The 17,627-nt window shown below is 39.4% G+C and carries 16 protein-coding genes; 3 read left to right on the forward strand and 13 right to left on the reverse strand.

What is annotated here, in order from left to right; genetic code table 11:
- Positions 1-20: 20 nt before the first annotated feature.
- From ACFVSH_RS00770 to ACFVSH_RS00780, 3 genes are all read right to left on the reverse strand, one after another.
- A complete protein-coding gene (locus ACFVSH_RS00770; protein ID WP_311202579.1) occupies positions 21-755 on the reverse strand; it encodes an amino acid ABC transporter ATP-binding protein in 735 nt (244 codons plus the stop codon).
- The gene (locus ACFVSH_RS00775) at positions 752-1,396 is read right to left on the reverse strand and encodes an amino acid ABC transporter permease (protein WP_387704370.1); all 645 of its coding nucleotides are present in this window, start codon (positions 1,394-1,396) and stop codon (positions 752-754) included. The genes ACFVSH_RS00770 and ACFVSH_RS00775 overlap by 4 nt, the downstream gene beginning before the upstream one ends.
- Positions 1,397-1,460: 64 nt before the next feature.
- Entirely contained in the window at positions 1,461-2,237 is a 777-nt protein-coding gene (locus ACFVSH_RS00780; protein ID WP_387601993.1) for a transporter substrate-binding domain-containing protein, read from the reverse strand.
- Positions 2,238-2,645: 408 nt separating this feature from the next.
- Between ACFVSH_RS00780 and ACFVSH_RS00785 the strand changes: the two genes are divergently transcribed.
- Entirely contained in the window at positions 2,646-3,698 is a 1,053-nt protein-coding gene (locus tag ACFVSH_RS00785; protein ID WP_387601990.1) for an ion channel, read from the forward strand.
- Positions 3,699-3,989: 291 nt separating this feature from the next.
- On the opposite strand, the gene ACFVSH_RS00790 is transcribed toward ACFVSH_RS00785, so the two are convergent.
- The 6 genes from ACFVSH_RS00790 to ACFVSH_RS00815 all read right to left on the reverse strand — a co-directional run bounded on the left by ACFVSH_RS00790 (position 3,990) and on the right by ACFVSH_RS00815 (position 11,755).
- Positions 3,990-5,495 carry a malate:quinone oxidoreductase gene (locus ACFVSH_RS00790; protein ID WP_387601988.1) on the reverse strand — a complete coding sequence of 502 codons (1,506 nt, stop codon included), beginning with the start codon at positions 5,493-5,495 and terminating at the stop codon, positions 3,990-3,992.
- Positions 5,496-6,093: 598 nt separating this feature from the next.
- Positions 6,094-7,014: a type I pantothenate kinase gene (coaA, locus tag ACFVSH_RS00795; protein WP_387601985.1), complete on the reverse strand. Its 921-nt coding sequence runs from the start codon at positions 7,012-7,014 to the stop codon at positions 6,094-6,096.
- A gap of 177 nt (positions 7,015-7,191) precedes the next feature.
- Positions 7,192-7,485 carry an RNA polymerase alpha subunit C-terminal domain-containing protein gene (locus ACFVSH_RS00800; protein WP_076370928.1) on the reverse strand — a complete coding sequence of 98 codons (294 nt, stop codon included), beginning with the start codon at positions 7,483-7,485 and terminating at the stop codon, positions 7,192-7,194.
- Between the two features lie 353 nt (positions 7,486-7,838).
- Positions 7,839-9,236 carry an amino acid permease gene (locus ACFVSH_RS00805; protein WP_260286592.1) on the reverse strand — a complete coding sequence of 466 codons (1,398 nt, stop codon included), beginning with the start codon at positions 9,234-9,236 and terminating at the stop codon, positions 7,839-7,841.
- Between the two features lie 324 nt (positions 9,237-9,560).
- Positions 9,561-10,520 (reverse strand): L-threonine 3-dehydrogenase, encoded by a 960-nt coding sequence (locus ACFVSH_RS00810; RefSeq protein WP_192207782.1) that lies wholly within the window; start codon positions 10,518-10,520, stop codon positions 9,561-9,563.
- Between the two features lie 44 nt (positions 10,521-10,564).
- A complete protein-coding gene (locus ACFVSH_RS00815) occupies positions 10,565-11,755 on the reverse strand; it encodes a glycine C-acetyltransferase (RefSeq protein WP_387601981.1) in 1,191 nt (396 codons plus the stop codon).
- Between the two features lie 372 nt (positions 11,756-12,127).
- On the opposite strand from ACFVSH_RS00815, the gene ACFVSH_RS00820 reads away from it, so the two are divergent.
- Entirely contained in the window at positions 12,128-12,259 is a 132-nt protein-coding gene (locus ACFVSH_RS00820; RefSeq protein ID WP_258832873.1) for a hypothetical protein, read from the forward strand.
- A gap of 288 nt (positions 12,260-12,547) precedes the next feature.
- Here the strand turns inward: ACFVSH_RS00820 and ACFVSH_RS00825 are convergent, their stop codons facing one another.
- Positions 12,548-13,333, reverse strand: coding sequence for an SDR family oxidoreductase (locus tag ACFVSH_RS00825; protein ID WP_387704372.1), 786 nt, complete (start codon positions 13,331-13,333; stop codon positions 12,548-12,550).
- 205 nt (positions 13,334-13,538) lie between these two features.
- Between ACFVSH_RS00825 and ACFVSH_RS00830 the strand changes: the two genes are divergently transcribed.
- Positions 13,539-14,438 carry a 3-hydroxyacyl-CoA dehydrogenase gene (locus ACFVSH_RS00830; RefSeq protein WP_387601979.1) on the forward strand — a complete coding sequence of 300 codons (900 nt, stop codon included), beginning with the start codon at positions 13,539-13,541 and terminating at the stop codon, positions 14,436-14,438.
- A gap of 155 nt (positions 14,439-14,593) precedes the next feature.
- On the opposite strand, the gene ACFVSH_RS00835 is transcribed toward ACFVSH_RS00830, so the two are convergent.
- The 3 genes from ACFVSH_RS00835 to ACFVSH_RS00845 form a co-directional block, all read right to left on the reverse strand.
- Positions 14,594-15,124: a YehS family protein gene (locus ACFVSH_RS00835; RefSeq protein WP_387601976.1), complete on the reverse strand. Its 531-nt coding sequence runs from the start codon at positions 15,122-15,124 to the stop codon at positions 14,594-14,596.
- 117 nt (positions 15,125-15,241) lie between these two features.
- Positions 15,242-16,627 (reverse strand): 23S rRNA (uracil(1939)-C(5))-methyltransferase RlmD, encoded by a 1,386-nt coding sequence (gene rlmD / locus ACFVSH_RS00840; RefSeq protein WP_260286586.1) that lies wholly within the window; start codon positions 16,625-16,627, stop codon positions 15,242-15,244.
- Positions 16,624-17,508, reverse strand: coding sequence for a DNA-3-methyladenine glycosylase family protein (locus tag ACFVSH_RS00845; RefSeq protein WP_387601974.1), 885 nt, complete (start codon positions 17,506-17,508; stop codon positions 16,624-16,626). The genes rlmD and ACFVSH_RS00845 overlap by 4 nt, the downstream gene beginning before the upstream one ends.
- Positions 17,509-17,627 lie beyond the last annotated feature (119 nt).

Consider the following 17,627-nt stretch of genomic DNA (forward strand, 5'->3'; position numbering starts at 1 on the left):
GGTCTTTAACGGTCATCCCATTAAAGCACTTTGCTCAAGAATGCTTTCGTTCTTTCGTGCTGAGGGTTACCGAATAATTCATTCGGCTCATTTTCTTCCACGATATACCCTCCATCCATGAATATGACCCGGTCCCCGACTTCCCGGGCAAAGCCCATTTCATGCGTAACGACGACCATTGTCATGCCTTCCTGGGCAAGTTGTTTCATTACCTCCAAAACATCGCCGACCATTTCAGGGTCAAGGGCCGAAGTCGGTTCATCAAATAGCATGATTTTCGGATTCATCGCCAATGCCCTTGCGATGGCGACCCGCTGTTTTTGTCCGCCGGAAAGTTCCCCTGGGTAGCTATTTGCTTTTTCCTTAAGACCAACCTTATCCAATAACTCAAGCGCCAACCTTCCTGCTTCCGCTTTCTCGGTGGCACGAATTTTAATAGGGCCCAATGTTATGTTCTCAAGGACGGTTTTATGGGGAAATAAATTGAAATGTTGAAAAACCATTCCAACTTCTTGCCGGACTTTGTTTATATTGATTTTCCTTTTAGGATCGGTTATATCATGTCCGTTAATGACCACCTCACCGCCCGTAACTTCCTCAAGGAGATTCAGGCAACGCAGGAATGTACTCTTTCCAGATCCAGAAGGGCCTATTACGCAAATTACTTCCTTTTCCTGCACTTCTGCATTAATATCTTTTAAAACCTCGACAGTTCCAAATGATTTTCTCAGGTTTTTTACAGTAATGATGCTCATCGAACTTGTACCCTCCTTTCTATGAAATTAGCAATTAGGGTTAACAAATAGATGATGATAAAGTAAATCACACCAACGGCCAGCCAAATCTTGAATGCTTCAAAGGTTGCCGAAGCTTGAATCTGACCTTGCTGGGTTAAATCGGCTATACCAATGACGGATAATAGCGAAGTGTCTTTCAAGCTGATGATCGATTGGTTCGTAATCGTAGGCAGCATCCTTCTAAAGGCTTGCGGCAGCACGACATACCTCATTGTTTGAGTACCCGTGAACCCGATCGATCTTGCGGCTTCCGTTTGTCCTTTATCGATGGATTGTATCCCCGCCCTTATTATTTCAGCAAAATATGCCCCTGCATTGATGGCAACGGTAATTATTCCAGCTGTTGTACTGTCCAAAGAAATCAAATTCAGTGAATTCATACCAAAATAGATAAAGAACAACTGCACGATGAACGGTGTCCCTCGTATCGCATCCACATAAACCTTTGCAATCCAGTTCAAGATCTTGATGGGGGCAAGTCGCAGCAAAGCGACCAGTAAACCAATCAAAAAACCTAGGATAATGGCAATCACAAAGATATAAAGTGTCACCTGAAGTCCTTTTAATAAAATTGGCAATGCCGCAACAATTATATCCATTTCTTTCACCCCTTTAAAAAAGAAAGCGCGCCATAAGCGCGCCTACCGAGCTTTACTCTATTGTTTATTCACCAAGATACGTTTTAATAATTTCATCATACGTGCCGTCTTTTTTCAGATTGGCCAGACCATCATTTATTTTCTTCAATAAATCCTTGTTCTGCCCCTTCAATACAGCAATTCCATATTGGTCACCATTCAAACGGTCACCTACGATTTTCAGCCCAAGATCTTTTTGGGCGATGGCATAGGAGATAACCGGGTAATCTTCTATAAGAGCATCCGCATTACCGTTGGCCACTTCCTGGAACATCGCTGGACTATCATTGAATTGAACTACTTTAATTCCTAGTTCCGTAGCATTATCCTGTGCATATTTAGCACCTGTTGTCCCTTTTTTGACTGCAATGGTTTTTCCTTTAAGGTCTTTAACAGTTTTAGTGCTTGTATTATCTTTTTTAACAACTATTGTTAATCCTGCATCAAAATACGGTGTTGAGAAATCCACTACCTTTTTTCTTTCCTCTGTAATGCTCATGCCCGCAATGGCCACATCAAGCTGATTGGCTTGCATAGCCGGAATGATTCCGCCAAAATCCATCGGAGACAATTTGATTTTAAAATCCTGGTCTTTCGCGATTGCATTGATCAATTCTATATCAATACCTTTATATTCGTTCCCCTCTTTAAATTCAAAAGGAGGATAAGTCGTATCCACACCAATTTTATATACCTTTTCAGGTTCCTTTTCCTCACCTGCACTTTTTTCTTCATTGGTTCCACAAGCCGAGATAAAGATAGTTAGAATAAAAAACATACTCAATAAACCAAGTTTCTTCATTCAAATCACTCCAATTCTTAGATTATACGTGATAATAAATAATTCTCCCTATAATATAGCATAAGAATAAAGTATTATAATATGAATTTTTAGAATATACATTATTTTCTTTAAATAATTTTTATGGATGTTTACCCCAATATTATTTCAGTGAATGAAAATCAAAAAAGTATATGGAAACCTTCACTTTAAAAATAGCCGACATGCCATCGATACCTGTAAAACAAGACCATTAGAGGGCGGTCATATTCTAGTTTATGAGCGTTCAAATGTTAATTGATTTGTTTTTTTCTTATGTAACTAAAGGGGGATTTCTTATTAGGGATGACAAACTTACGTTTAATTAATTGTTAAATTGGGGAATTATAAAATTTAATTGATGATGACTTGAAAACTAGGATGGGTATGATGAGGATTACGGTAAAAAAAATAATATATTACCTGATTAAATTAAGAGGTAGAATCTTTATTCCATTTGCCATTTTATACATATTGGTTGCTGCGTATGTTGCTTATTCTATAGAGCCACAGACGTTCGAGTCATATTTAACCTCAGTTTACTGGGTTCTTACAACGCTTGCTACGGTTGGCTTTGGAGACTATGCGCCGGTCACCGACCTTGGAAAAGCATTCACCATTGGTCTTTACATCACGGGTATCGGGCTTGTTAGTCTTTTCATTGGAAAAATCATTAAATCTGTATATCTTATCGAAAAACGTAAAGTTGGTGGAAAAATGAAATATACAGGTAAAAATCATATCATTCTAATTGGATGGAGTGATAAGTCAAAAGCTGCACTCCAAGAAATTTTTAAATCTGATGAAACCATTGATATTGTAATCATTGATAACTTGGAAAAAGCCCCCATGTTGGAGGAGCGTCTGTTTTATGTTCGCGGTGATGCTACCGATGAAGAAACATTATTCCGTGCAAATCTGCCTAGAGCAAAAGGCGTTATCATTTTTGCTGACCAAATAACACAAGATAATTATGCTACAAAAGACCCGTTACTCGTCGATGGAAAGACATTATTGGTCGCCACTGCCATAACGGCCATTGAGGAAAAAACGAGTACATCCATTCATGTCACCGCCGAAGTGATCAATCAAAAGCATATTCGTTTATTCGAGCGTGTACAGGTGGATGAGTTTATTCCTACACAAGAAATGATCTCCCACGCCGCAGTACGGTCATTATTTTCTCATGGAGTCATCCATATGTATTCTGAACTTATGAGCAAAAAGTATGAAGAAACCATGTATGAGATTTCTAAACAAGAAGAATGGCGAACCTATCGTGATGCGTTCATAGATCTTCTTAATAAAGGAGCCACACTGGTAGCAGATCGCGGTGATCTTAACATAAACCAAAAATTAGATGAACGAATTCCTGACGATGCACAGCTTTTCGTCATTTGTGATAAAGAGACCATTTCCCAAATAAATTCAGATAAACATTAGAAGCGCTTGTACAATTTGGACGTTGATTGGAACGAAGGGCATTTCCCCTAGACGCGCTTTTCTAAGCATGAGTCTCGAACACCCGCTCCAATCAACTTAGTTTTAACCTTTAGATAGAACCCTTTTGCCTACAAACTGAGGGGTTGCAATTAATGCATCCCAAAAGATTTCGCATAAAAAAATATAGACACCATTAATTGAGTAAGCTTCAAGACAAAAAAGAACCTTCAATCAAAGATCGATTAAAGGTTCTGTTGTTTTTAATTTCAACGTTGCTTCCACATCCAAAAATTAACTATAAACTAGCTCTTTTTTTTTGCTCAGACCAAGAGTCTCTGAAGTTGAAGTTTGAATATTGTGCAGAAGCTCTGGATTTTGCATGAGTGATTCTCCATAAGAAGGAATCATTTCTTTAATTTTCGGTTCCCACTCTTTCATACGTTGCGGGAAACATTTATTAATTACCTCAAGCATAACGTGAACAGCAGTTGAAGCACCAGGAGATGCACCTAGCAATGCTGCAATCGAGCCATCGGATGCACTGACAACTTCCGTACCAAATTGAAGTGTACCTTTGCCGCCTTCTGCAGTATCCTTGATGACTTGTACACGTTGGCCAGCTACTACTAAATCCCAATCCTCGCTCTTAGCGTTCGGGATGAATTCCCGTAACTCTTCCATGCGCTGTTCTTTCGATAACATAACCTGCTGGATCAGGTATTTTGTCAATGGCATTTCTTTTGCTCCTGCCGCCAACATAGTTAAAACATTATTCGGTTTTACGGAAGTTATTAAATCGAACATTGAACCTGTTTTTAGGAACTTCGGTGAGAAGCCCGCAAATGGTCCAAATAGCAACGATTTTTTATTGTCGATAAAACGTGTATCAAGATGCGGAACAGACATTGGCGGTGCGCCAACTTTAGCCTTTCCGTATACTTTTCCATGATGCTGCTCAACAACTTCAGGATTATTACATACCATGAAGTATCCGCTTACTGGGAATCCGCCGATATGTTTCCCTTCAGGAATACCGGATTTTTGCAGTAAATGCAAGCTTCCGCCCCCGCCTCCGATAAAGACGAATTTAGCATTATGGCGTTCTACGCTGCCAGTATCGACATTACGCACTTTTAATTCCCATGAGCCATCGCTGGCACGTTTAACATTATCAACACTATGTTTATATTTGATATCGACGTTTTTAGTCTTTAGATGGTCAAACAACATGCGTGTTAAAGCACCAAAGTTAACGTCTGTACCGTAATCAATTTTTGTTGCCGCTATAGAATCATTCGATGGACGGTCTTGCATAATAAGTGGAATCCATTCCATCAGTTTTGCTGGGTCATCGGAATACTCCATACCTTGGAACAGAGGATTTTTTGACAGTGCTTCAAAACGTTTCTTTAAGAACGCTACATTTTTATCCCCTTGTACCATACTCATATGAGGCAATGGCATGATAAAGTCTTGCGGATTATCAATCAGCTTACAGTTTACAAGATACGACCAAAACTGCAATGAAACTTGGAACTGTTCATTAATTTTAATTGCTTTGCTAATATCTATAGATCCGTCAGATTTTTCGGATGTATAGTTAAGCTCGCACAGTGCAGAATGTCCCGTACCCGCATTATTCCATTCGTTAGAGCTTTCTTCTCCTGCGTTTGCAAGCTTCTCAAATACTTTGATTTCCCATTCCGGTGCTAACTCTTTCAGTAATGATCCCAAAGTCGCGCTCATGACTCCGCCGCCAATTAAGATAACGTCTGTTTGTTTCTGTATGTTGCTCATTATAACCTTCCTTATCCCCTATATTTGCAAAAAAGATGTAGGCGCTCCTGTTTAGGTGTAACCAAAAGCCAGGCATGAACTAGGAACACACCTTTTCTGTCTCCTTATAACTATATCATAATCTATTATCATTATTTCATAGATTAAAATATTCTACTATTACTTTTTTTGTTAGAAAATTGATTTTGTGAAGAAATTAGCTTAAACTTATCCGCCATGATAGTCGAAGAAAAAGATTTCTTCAGCCACTTCCCTTTATTGAAGGAAGAAACTGTTAGCGAAATAATATTGACACATCAGAAAAAGTAACGAAAATACACATTTATTGACAATATCGGAAGTGGAATTAGAAGTTTCTGTAACCATTTCCCGAAAAAATAATGCCCTTCCTGAAATTGCCAAACTACTACCTTTTTAACTTGGATCATAAATTTCACCCAATAATTAGATATTATAACAATACCAATAATTACTGATAATTAAACCAATATTAGGTACGGTCATTGAAAATATTCCTAATTTTAAGACTTATTGCATAGTCCCTTATAAATGAAATTTTATCCTTTATTGTTATTATAAGAAAACATTATTTAAGTTATCATTTTCGCAAATAGATATTTTCAGCTTTGTGATCTGGGCCTTTTGTTAAAACGAGTTTTGCCCGTCCTTTTGTCGGCAGTATATTTTCATGTAAATTTTTCAAATTAATTTCTTCCCAAATTTGGGTCGCTTGTTTAATGGCTTGTTCTTTAGACAAGTCAATATAACGATGAAAATAGGATTCGGGACTTTGAAACGCGGTCTTTTGAAGTAATAGGAACCTTTCAACATACCACCGCTCTATGTCATTTGCGTCTGCATCTACATAAAGTGAGAAATCAAAAAAGTCACTGACGAATACTTGATTTTCCTTATCAACTTGAAGAACATTAATACCTTCCACTATTAAAATATCCGGATTACAGATAGTCTGCACTTCATTTGGCAAAATGTCATACTTCAAATGTGAGTAGATTGGAACTTCCACTTTATTTTTTCCTGCTTTTACATCCCCGATTAGGTTAATTAATTTTTGCGTATCATAACTTTCAGGAAACCCTTTTCTTTTCATCAGTCCTTTTTCTTCTAATAGATCATTGGGGTACAAAAAACCGTCGGTAGTGACCAGACCTACGTTTCTATGATTATCCCATCTAGATAATAAGGTCTGAAGTAACCTTGCTGTCGTACTCTTTCCTACAGCAACACTCCCTGCAATTCCAATGATATAAGGTACTTTTTTAACATCAGTTTTTAGAAAGGAAGAAGTGGCTGTATTAAGCTGCTGAGATGCTTCAACATATAAATTGATTAAACGAGTCAAGGGCAAGTAGACCTCTTCTACTTCCTGAATGGATATTTCTTCATTAATTCCTTTTAAGTTATCCAATTCTTCTTCAGTTAAAGGAAGAGGGGTATGGTTTCGCAAAGATGCCCACTTTTTTCGATTGAATTCATAATAGGGAGTATAGGAACTCATGATTTTTCGTTACCTCACTTTTTAGAGTTACTATCAGTTTAACAAGGATGATGACCATAAAAAAGATGTTCCTGATCCCTTATTTACATAAAGACCCTATGACTTGATGAAAGAAATTGAATGTATGGAACCAGCAGGCATAAAGGGCGTTCCTGCATGATTAAACATTCTAGGTGGTTAATCTTTGAATGATAACCCACCTGTCTCCAGAGCATCCCTAAGTTTAGGTAAAGAAGCTGGTCCCATACCGTGAAACTTCAAAATCTCTTTTTCACTATATGTTGATAGCTGATGTAAAGAGGTTACCCCATTGTTTTCCAATGCGCGTCTGGCTGGTGCCGAAAGCAACGAAAGAAATCCGGTGTCAGGTTTGCGTTCTTGTTCACATACAGGGCAGGTCGGACAGTCGCTGGATTTATAGTATTTGTGACCCTTTTCGCAAGTCCTCAAATTCTTTTTTGAAGTGGTCATTGTCAATGTCTCCTTTTCTGATGATTTTTAACATTCTATCTTAAGAAGTAATCACATCGCAGTTAACTTACGCTAAACTTTGGCGGAAACGTACACTGACCCCAATCACCATAGCCCAGAAAGCTGTTAATTAAACAAGGGGCTCAACAAGAACCTTACTTACTGTTTTCAGTTGCTTCTCGGGATATCCAAGGTCACACTATACACCTCATATATCCAACAAGCAATATCTATGGCACAACTTTCATCTTCAACTATCATTTTATCATCTCTTGTTAACTAAGCTGCCCTTTAGTTTCATTGGAAAAGGGCTGCCGAAGCAACCCTTTGCAAAACCCAAAGTGAATGATGGATTAACCCACTTTATCTTCCTTCTGAGCCATTGTCTGAGCATCGGCTTGTACACGCTTGCCTATTCCAAAAGCGAAATAACTAATTGCAACGATAGCCAGAAAACCTATTCCGACCATTAGTGATATACGTGTGTCATCATTAAACCACATACCGATTAATACCATGATCAAGAAAGCGATGGTCAGGTAGTTTGTAACAGGTGCAAAAGGCATTTTGAATGGATGATTGTGCATTTCAGCTTTTTTAATCTTCCTGAATTGGATTTGGCTGATCAGAATGACAAACCAAGGAATCATACCAGGAAGTACACTCGCACTATATACATGCACAAATAAATTTTCTGGTGCAATATAACTTAAAACAACCCCAATTGCTAATCCGACTATCACTCCGAACGTACCGAATAAAGGTACACCGCTATTAGATACTTTCGCAAAGAATTTTGGCGCTTGGCCATTCATCCCTAATGTGTAAAGCATGCGTCCTGCACTGTAAATACCACTATTGCAGCCTGACATAGCAGCCGTAATTACGACAAAATTAATGATTCCAGCTGCTGCGGTGATACCAACTTTCGCAAAAGTAGCAACAAATGGACTGCCAATCGCACTTAATTGATCCCAAGGGTAAACGGTTACAATAATGAAAATCGCACCGATATAGAAAATTAAAATACGCCAAATGGTACTTTGAATCGCTTTGGTTATCGTTTCTTGAGGATTTTTTGCTTCACCAGCCGTAATCCCGATTAATTCTACACCTTGATAAGCGGCAACCACCAGTGAGAGAGCAAAGAAGAAGCCCTTCCAACCACCTGTAAATAAACCACCATGTTCCCAAAGATTCGATAATCCTAAGGCTTCCCCTCCATTACCGATTCCAAAGAAAATAAGTCCAAATCCTGCAACGATCATTAATATGATCGTTACGATTTTAATCAGTGCAAACCAAAATTCAATTTCCCCAAAGGATTTAACTGAAATTAAGTTCGCTGCTCCAAGAATCAACATTGCGATTAAACCTGGAATCCAACCCGGGAGATCAGGGTACCAGTACTGCATGTACGTCCCCACTGCAATAATTTCTGCCATCCCGACAATAACCCACTGGAACCAGTTACTCCATGCAGTCATATACCCTGCCAATGGATGAATGTACTTATAACCAAATGTTGCAAATGAACCTGTACTTGGCTCTAAATACAACATTTCCCCCATTGCACGCATGATTAAGAATATAAATATCCCAGAGATCGCATAAGCTAACATCACTGACGGACCTGTCCATTGAATCGTGCTGGCTGAACCCATAAATAAGCCGACACCAATCGTTCCGCCCAAAGCGATCATCTGAATATGACGACTTTTCAAGTCCCTATTCAAATCTTTGTTTGCCATTCCATTTCCCCCTACACTACTAATAGTCGAAATTTAATGCAAGATGCTTAATACACTCCCTATTTAGTATAGAAATGATATAGCAGGCTCCACTTTTTTGAATCTTTCTTAAAGCTGCCTCATAAAATCATTCTTCACTCTTAATTGACAGTTAGAAAGATTACTATCAAATTTCATGTATATCTTAATTCTGTTCAAGGTGTGATAGAAAGCGCTTACTTTTTATCGTTTATAACAGCCCACCCTTAAGCGTTAAAATTCCTCTGTATAAAATAACTCGAATAAAAGAGTATTGCAACTCTTTTATTCGGCAGGCAGGTTAATTCATGCTGTTACTAAAAGGGACTTTAATCTCAGCTTCAATAACATATCATTCGTCATTTTCTCTAAATCATATTCCGCCTTGAATCCCCACTCTTCCTTTGCACAAGTTGAATCTATTGTATTCGGCCAACTATCAGCAATGGATTGTCTTACAGGATCGACCTCATAATTCATGATAAATTCCGGAATATGCCTTTTAATCTCGGCAGCAATTTGCTCCGGATCAAAGCTCATGGCTGACACATTGAAAGAATTGCGATGTTTTAATTTTGAGGCATCTGCCTCCATTAGATTAATGATGGCAGCTAAAGCATCAGGCATATACATCATATCCATATACGTTCCCTTATCAATGTAAGAAGTATATCGCTTATTTTTAATCGCTTCATAGTAAATTTCAACTGCATAGTCGGTAGTTCCACCGCCAGGAGGTGTGACATACGAAATCAGTCCCGGGAATCGAAGCCCCCTCGTATCAACCCCAAATTTATGATGATAATAATCACATAATAACTCTCCGGATACTTTATTCACCCCGTACATCGTATTCGGCCGTTGAATGATGTCTTGCGGTGTCCAATCTTTAGGAGTGGTTGGGCCAAACGCACCAATCGAACTAGGTGTGAATAATTGGCAATCGAGTTCCCGTGCCGATTCCAAAGCATTGACCAATCCGCCCATGTTTAAATGCCAAGCTAAAAGAGGTTTCTTTTCAGCTGTTGCTGACAATAAAGCGGCTAAATGTATAATTGTATCCACTTCATGTTTTTTTGCCATGTTAAACATCGCTTTTTCATCTGTAACATCTAAAATCTCAAATGGACCTGATAGGGCAACATCGCTGTCCGTTTTTCGAATATCTGTTGCAATGATATTGTCAGCTCCATAAATCTCTCTCATTTTCAGCGTAAGTTCTGAACCAATTTGACCTAAAGCCCCCGTTACCAGTACCTTTTTCATCAAAAATCCCTCCCTATGTTTTAAACTCTGAAACAAGCAATCTCTTATATGATCGACATCTCTTTTCCCACTTTTTCATAAATGGCTATTGCACGGTCCAGCATCTCTTTTGTATGAGCAGCAGTAGGCATATTCCTCACTCTTCCTGTACCCTTTGGAACGGTAGGGAATACGATGGATTTAGCATACACACCTTCTTCATTCAGCCTCTTGCTGAATTGCTGCGTTTTTGCTTCATCCCCTATGATGCAAGGCGTAATCGGTGTTTCGCTCTCCCCGATATCAAACCCTAATTCCTTTAGGCCTTTTTTCAAGTAATCGCTGTTTTCCCACAGCTTATTTTGAAGTTCTGAGCTACTCATCAAAATCTCGATGGCTTCTATACTAGCTGCAACTGCTCCCGGTGTGGCAGCCGTTGAAAATAAAAATGGACGGCTTCTCACCTTTAACCAATCAATCAAATCTTTCTTTCCTGCTACATAGCCTCCAACAACACCAATGGCTTTGGATAATGTTCCAATTTGGAAATCCACTTTATCCGATAACCCAAAATGTTTTACCGTTCCCGCACCATTACCCAATACACCCGATCCATGTGCATCATCAACATACGTGATTAAGTCAAACTCTTCTGCAATTTCCACAATTTCAGGAAGCTTGGCAATATCCCCGTCCATCGAGAAAACTCCATCAGTAATGATCATGACTTTGTTATACAATCCGGACTCCTTTGCTTGGCGTGCTTTTGTCCGTAAATCGTCCATGTCGGAATGGATAAAGGGAATAATTTTCGCCTTGGATAATCGACATCCATCAATGATTGAAGCATGATTCAGTTCATCTGAAAGAATGGCATCATGTTTATCCATCACTCCTGAAATCGCTGCCATATTACAGTTAAATCCAGATTGATAAGCAATGGCGGCTTCTGTATGTTTAAATTCTGCAAGCTTTTCTTCTAATTTGACGTGAATATCCAATGTTCCGTTAATTGTACGTACGGCACCGGCTCCGACACCATATGTTTTCGTCGCTTCTATGCAAGCCTCTATTAATCGTCGATCTGTTGCTAATCCTAAATAGTTATTCGATGATAAATTAATTAACTTCCTGCCTGCAATGGTGATTACCGGACCGTTTGGACCTTCCACCGGATCAATTACGTTGTATAGTCCCTTTTCTTTTAAATCTTCCAAATTTTCTTTCAAAAATTGATTTAATACTTCACTTGACATTTAATATACCCCCTCATTGATGGCTGGAATAAATGTAGAATTTTTATATGTTTTACCCCTATTTAAAAAACATTGTATTTATTTCCTTTTTTCTGAAAATACATGTGTCTTCTCCAAAAACACACACAAGATCAACCTAAATCCCTTTATACTAAGAGTTATAACAATCATAATAATAGATAATTTTAACGTTGTCCATATTGTGCGGACAAAAAAATCGGATTTTTTGTAGTTTTACAATAAACATCCGCTTAAAATGCGCTTATATCAACGGAAATACGAGGTGAAAATCCTCATCAATTTTCAATGTGAACGATGTTTTATCTTCTGTTTTTTGGAGACATTAACAAATAACCACTAAGGAGGGATATAGTGAAAACAGAAGATGAAAAAACCTCAGAAGGCCTAAATGAGATTTTTGAGATTATCAATGCAAAAGGTGACATTGGGGAACTAAAAGAAATCGTCCAAAAACCTGATGAACAAACAAATGAAGACAAGTAAACTAAGGGGATTAATCATCCTCTTTTTTTGTCTGTTTTACATTGTACTAATGGACCCTTAAGTCCATTACAACAATAAAAAAGAGCTGTTGATCAGCTCGGATACAATTAAGTCTCACTTAGAGAGATCAAAAAAACAAAAAGCCATGCAAAAGAATGGGAGAAAGAGAATAAGAATAAGGATTTTCCCTATTTCTTTTCCTTTGTCCACAATTCATGCACAACTTACAAATTACCCCTCTAACGCACTGCTCCTAGGACAGTAGTGCTCCATAACCTTCAGGCTAAATCAGATTTCCATATCCCACCTTTCCTTTTCGGTCTCCTTCATCTGTTTTTCCGTTTTCTCGGGATGGACCGTTCGGAATTTATGGTGGTCAGCCGGGATGATTTCGATCATCTTCTCTATCATGTCATCCGGATCGAATTGGTTCTTTAATCCCTTTTCTTGCTTTTTCATATCCTCTGCCCTTGTAAAATTCTTTTCTTCATCGAACCATTTCCATTTTTCCTCAGCTGCCCTGTCGTTAAAACCGGTATTGTAGGCACCCGGATTGATAGTCGCAACCTGCACCCCAAACTCCTCCAGCTCATCCTTCAAGGTTAATGCCATTCCCTCGATGGCATGTTTGGTTGCTGCATACGGACCTCCGTATGGTGTCGTGATGGTCCCAGCCATTGAACTTAAGAACACGATTTTCCCTTTTCCTTTTTTGATCAGCTTTCTTGCAGCAAACTGAACGGATTCAAGTGTAGCAAAAACATTTACTTCGAAGATTGCCCTGAATCGGTCCATCGGCATTTCTCCGAGCGGTCCTCCTTCATTGATCGCCGCATTTGCAACAAATACATCAAAATCATGATTATCAATTCTTGCTCGATCACGTTCATTTGCAATATTCAATTTGAAGACTTCCATATCCAAGCCCCGTTCCTGCGCCTCCCTCATAAGATCCGTTTTCTGGGAAGTGATTTCCGTTGTGGCGATTACACGGTGCCCCTGCTTTGCTAACCCGAGTGCAGCTCCTCTTCCAAGCCCGCTGCCCGCTCCAGTAATGAAAATTGTTTTGGCCATCTTTCATTCCTCCTATCATGCTTCTCTATGTTTCTTCTTCCCATAAACGAATGATATAAACCACTAAAAACGGTCTGCCTATATGCGTGTTTATCCGTTCTTTTAAAGGGAAAAAAACTATATCAAGTTTATTCCTGCATCTATTTTCAAGATAAGTGAAATAATTAACAAGAAGAGATATTTAAAGAAATAAAGGAGAATGGCTGTGAATTATAAAAACATCACGATTGCCGGCAGCGGCGTTTTAGGAAGTCAGATCGCATTTCAAACCGCATTCAAAGGGCTCAACGTGTCAGTATATGATATCAATGATGAAGCATTAGAACGTGCAAAAGATAGGATCATTAATTTGAAGCCATACTATAAAGAAGACATAGGCGCTACTGAGAAAGATCTTAATACTGCTTATGCCCGCATATCTTTCCACAGTAATTTATCTGTGGCAGTTGCCGAAGCTGACCTTGTGATCGAAGCGATTCCAGAAGTGGTTCAAATCAAAACGGATTTTTACACGGAGTTAGGAAAAGTTGCTCCTGAAAAAACAATTTTCGCCACGAACTCTTCTACATTATTACCAAGCCAATTTGCCGAAGCGACAGGCCGTCCAAAAAAATTCCTGGCTTTACACTTCGCTAATGAAATCTGGAAAAACAATACCGCAGAAATCATGAAACATCCAGGAACGGATAATGAAGTGTTCGATGAAGTGATTGAATTTGCCAAAGCGATTGGAATGGTTCCTCTGCCTTTACATAAAGAGCAGCCAGGCTATATTTTGAATTCCTTATTGGTTCCTCTTTTGGATGCTGCCCAAATGCTCTTATTAAAAGGAGTGGCTGATACGGAAACCATCGATAAAACGTGGATGGTCGCAACAGGAGCACCGCTTGGACCTTTCGCCATTTTAGATGTGGTAGGAATCAATACCGCTTATAATATTTCACTTGCAAAAGCGAAAGCGACAGGTGATCCAGAGTTTGAAAAGCTGGCTAACTTATTGAAAACAGAGTATATCGATAAAGGGAAAATCGGAAGAGAAGCAGGAGAAGGCTTCTATAATTATCCCAACCCCCATTTCGCAAAACCAGACTTTTTAAGAGGTTAATCAATTTGTATGAATGTGCAGAAGGTGTCTAAGGGATGCCTTCTGTTTTCAAATTATTTCTCACTTTCTAATGTCTTCGAATAGAAAAAGACCCTGAAATCGGAAAAGTGCTTTTCACGAAATCAAGGCCTAAATATCATGAGGTTACAGAACCCTTATCCCCTATATCTCAAAGTTAATCCTTTTAGGAAATTCCTGGCGTATCGATCCCCGCACTCTTTATAATTCCTATGACCCACTTTTCTTAATATAGCGCTTAATTCCCCTTTGGTTATCATGACTCCTGCATCTTCCAAGATATCAATCATATCCTCACTTGTTAATGTCAATGCTATTTTCAGTTTCTTCAGAAGGATATTATTCACACTTTCCTTATTCTTTACAGCCGGTGCCTGACTTTGAGGCTGACCAGGTTTTGGCTCTTGTCTCCCTCGTTTAAAAATGATCAAACCATTTAAGAAGGACTCTAGCATCATGTTATTGCAGTTTACCCCATCTTCAGCTTCATCCATATCATCATCAAATTCATCATATTCATCATAATAATCATCTTTTGGTTTTGTGAGCATCTGCATGACTTCTTCTCTTGTCACTTCAATCTCCCCGAGTTTAAATATCTCAACCATATCTTTATCTTTAATATCCAGCGCATATCTTAATCGAATTAATATATCATGATTATGCATCCAAAACCCTCCTATGTATTTCTCGATTTTCACAGTACTTTCATTATTTCACAAATGGATGGAAATAAACGCAGATTAAAATCCGAGAACCTTTTACAGATTCCCGGATCACTCTGGTTATTCTTCAATCAGCTTCAATGAGGTCACTACTTCAACATGGCTCGTCTGTGGGAACATGTCCACAGGCTGCATGGCCTCCACGCGATAAGAAGAGCCCAGTTCTTGTAAGTCCTTCGCCAATGTAGACGGGTTGCATGATACGTACACAATGGTTTTCGGTTTAACTTTCAAGATTGTCTGCAGTAACGATTGATCACAGCCGGATCTTGGCGGGTCGACGACCAGTACGTCCGGTTTCCAGCCTTCTTTGGTCCAGCGTGGAAGGATATTCTCGGCTTTGCCTGTTTCATAGTATACATTGTTCCGTTTATGTTTTTTGGCATTTTTCTTGGCGTCCTCAATGGATTCTTTAATGACGTCCATTCCTCTGACTTCCTTGGCATTTTCGGACAGCCATAGGCCAATGGTCCCGACACCGCAATAAGCGTCAACCACTTTTTCCGTGCCGGTTAAGGCTGCCGCTTTTTTCACTTCATCATATAAGCGAACAGTTTGGACCGGGTTAAGCTGGAAGAATGTACGGGCTGATAGTTCGTATGATAGGTCACCCAATGTTTCGTTGATGACTTTTTCGCCTGCCAGGTGAATCGTTTTTTCGCCAAAGATAAGTGATGTGTTCCGGTTGTTGATGTTTTGAACGACCGATTTCACTTCTGGCAGTTGGTCACGAATTTGTTTAAGCAACTGATCTTTTTGTGGAATTTCCTCCGCACCAGTAACGAGGACAACCTGCACTTCACCTGTTTCAAATCCTACCCGTGTGATGACCGTACGGATCACACCTTTTCTTTTTCTTTCGTTATAAATCGAGATGTTCAGGTTCTTTAGTATCTTTTTCACTGTCCGCGTTACCTTATTTGTTGCCTTATGCTGTACAAGGCAATTCGGGATATCGATCAGTGTGTGGGAATTCAAGCCGTAAAGGCCAGCAATCAATTTGCCATCTTTTTGGCCGACTTGGTACTGACTTTTGTTACGGTAATTCCAAGGATCTTCCATGCCGATCGTTTCTTTTACATTTAATGAAGAAACTGGGAATCCAGAATGACGTTCCATCGCTTGAATGACGATATCGCGTTTTTCAATTAGCTGCTGGGCATAGCTTAAATGCTGTAACTGACATCCGCCGCATTCAGCGTAAACCGGACATGGCGCTGCAATGCGATGCGGTGATTCTTTACGGATGGTTTTTATTTTCGCCTCGGTGAAGTTTGGCTGAACCTTTGTGACCAAAGCTACAATTTCTTCACCAGGCAATGCACCTGGGACGAAGACGACTTTCTTTTTGAAATAACCGACTCCCTCCCCGTTAATGCCCAGCCGTTTAATCGTAAGGGGAAGGGTTTGATTCACTTCCAGTTTTGTATCTTGAATGTTTGTCATTTCTTTTCACTCCGTTTTTCAATGCTTCTCCACAAATAGAGGGAAGCGTAGCTTAGATATGGGGCCCATTTCACACTATAGGACTCCATTTCTTCTTGGGTTGGCTTTTGCGGTAAGCCATATAATATTTTCAAGGCATTTTGAATGCCAATATCGGCTTTAGGAAATAGGTTCGGCCGGCCAAGTCCAAAAAGCAGGAAGTTTTCAGCCGTCCATCTACCGATACCGCGTATTTTTATTAGTGTGTCCATAACCTCTTGATCGGATAGCTTTTCCATTATATCAAGGTTGAGATGGCCTTGAATGATTTGCTCTGAAAGTCCGATGACGTATTCGGCTTTCCGGCCACTGAATTGAATGGCTCTTAATTGTTCGATTTGAAGTTGGGCTGTTGTTTCCGGTGTCGGGTAAAACCAGGCACCTTCCAACTGGTAGCCGAAGGTTTTAACGAATCGTTCCGTGAGCGTATGGGCAAAGGATAAGTTCAATTGCTGATGTATGATGCATTTGACGAGGCAACTGTAGTAATCGAAGTCCAAGACTATGGCAGTACCGCGGTGCTCTTCGAAGATTTTACTTAAATCCGTTTCCCGGAAATGCCGGGAAACGCCTTCTAATGGCTGATGCCAATGAAAAACCTTTTTTAACCGTTCGATTGCTTTTGACTTGTAAACCTCTGAATGACCTTTGATGATAAAGGATGGTTCATCGATATTTCCTATTGCCTGAACCTGTAAAACGATTGGTTCTTTTTCTATATATAGCGGAACTTTTACCGTCCTGTTAGTAAAATCAACTACCTGAAGTGGGTCTAACGATAATCGTTCGAGAACTAGATCGAAATTATAGGGTCCTTGAACCTGTAATTTTTCTGTCCACACAAGCGATCCATCCTTTAGCAGTTTTCCACGTATTATAGCATGTTTCCAGAAATATTACTTGAAATTAAAGAGAATGGATAAAAGCGGGACCTGAATTATCACTACAGGACCCGCTTCTC

It is taken from the genome of Peribacillus sp. NPDC058002 (assembly GCF_042886655.1).
Taxonomy (GTDB): domain Bacteria; phylum Bacillota; class Bacilli; order Bacillales; family DSM-1321; genus Peribacillus; species Peribacillus aracenensis.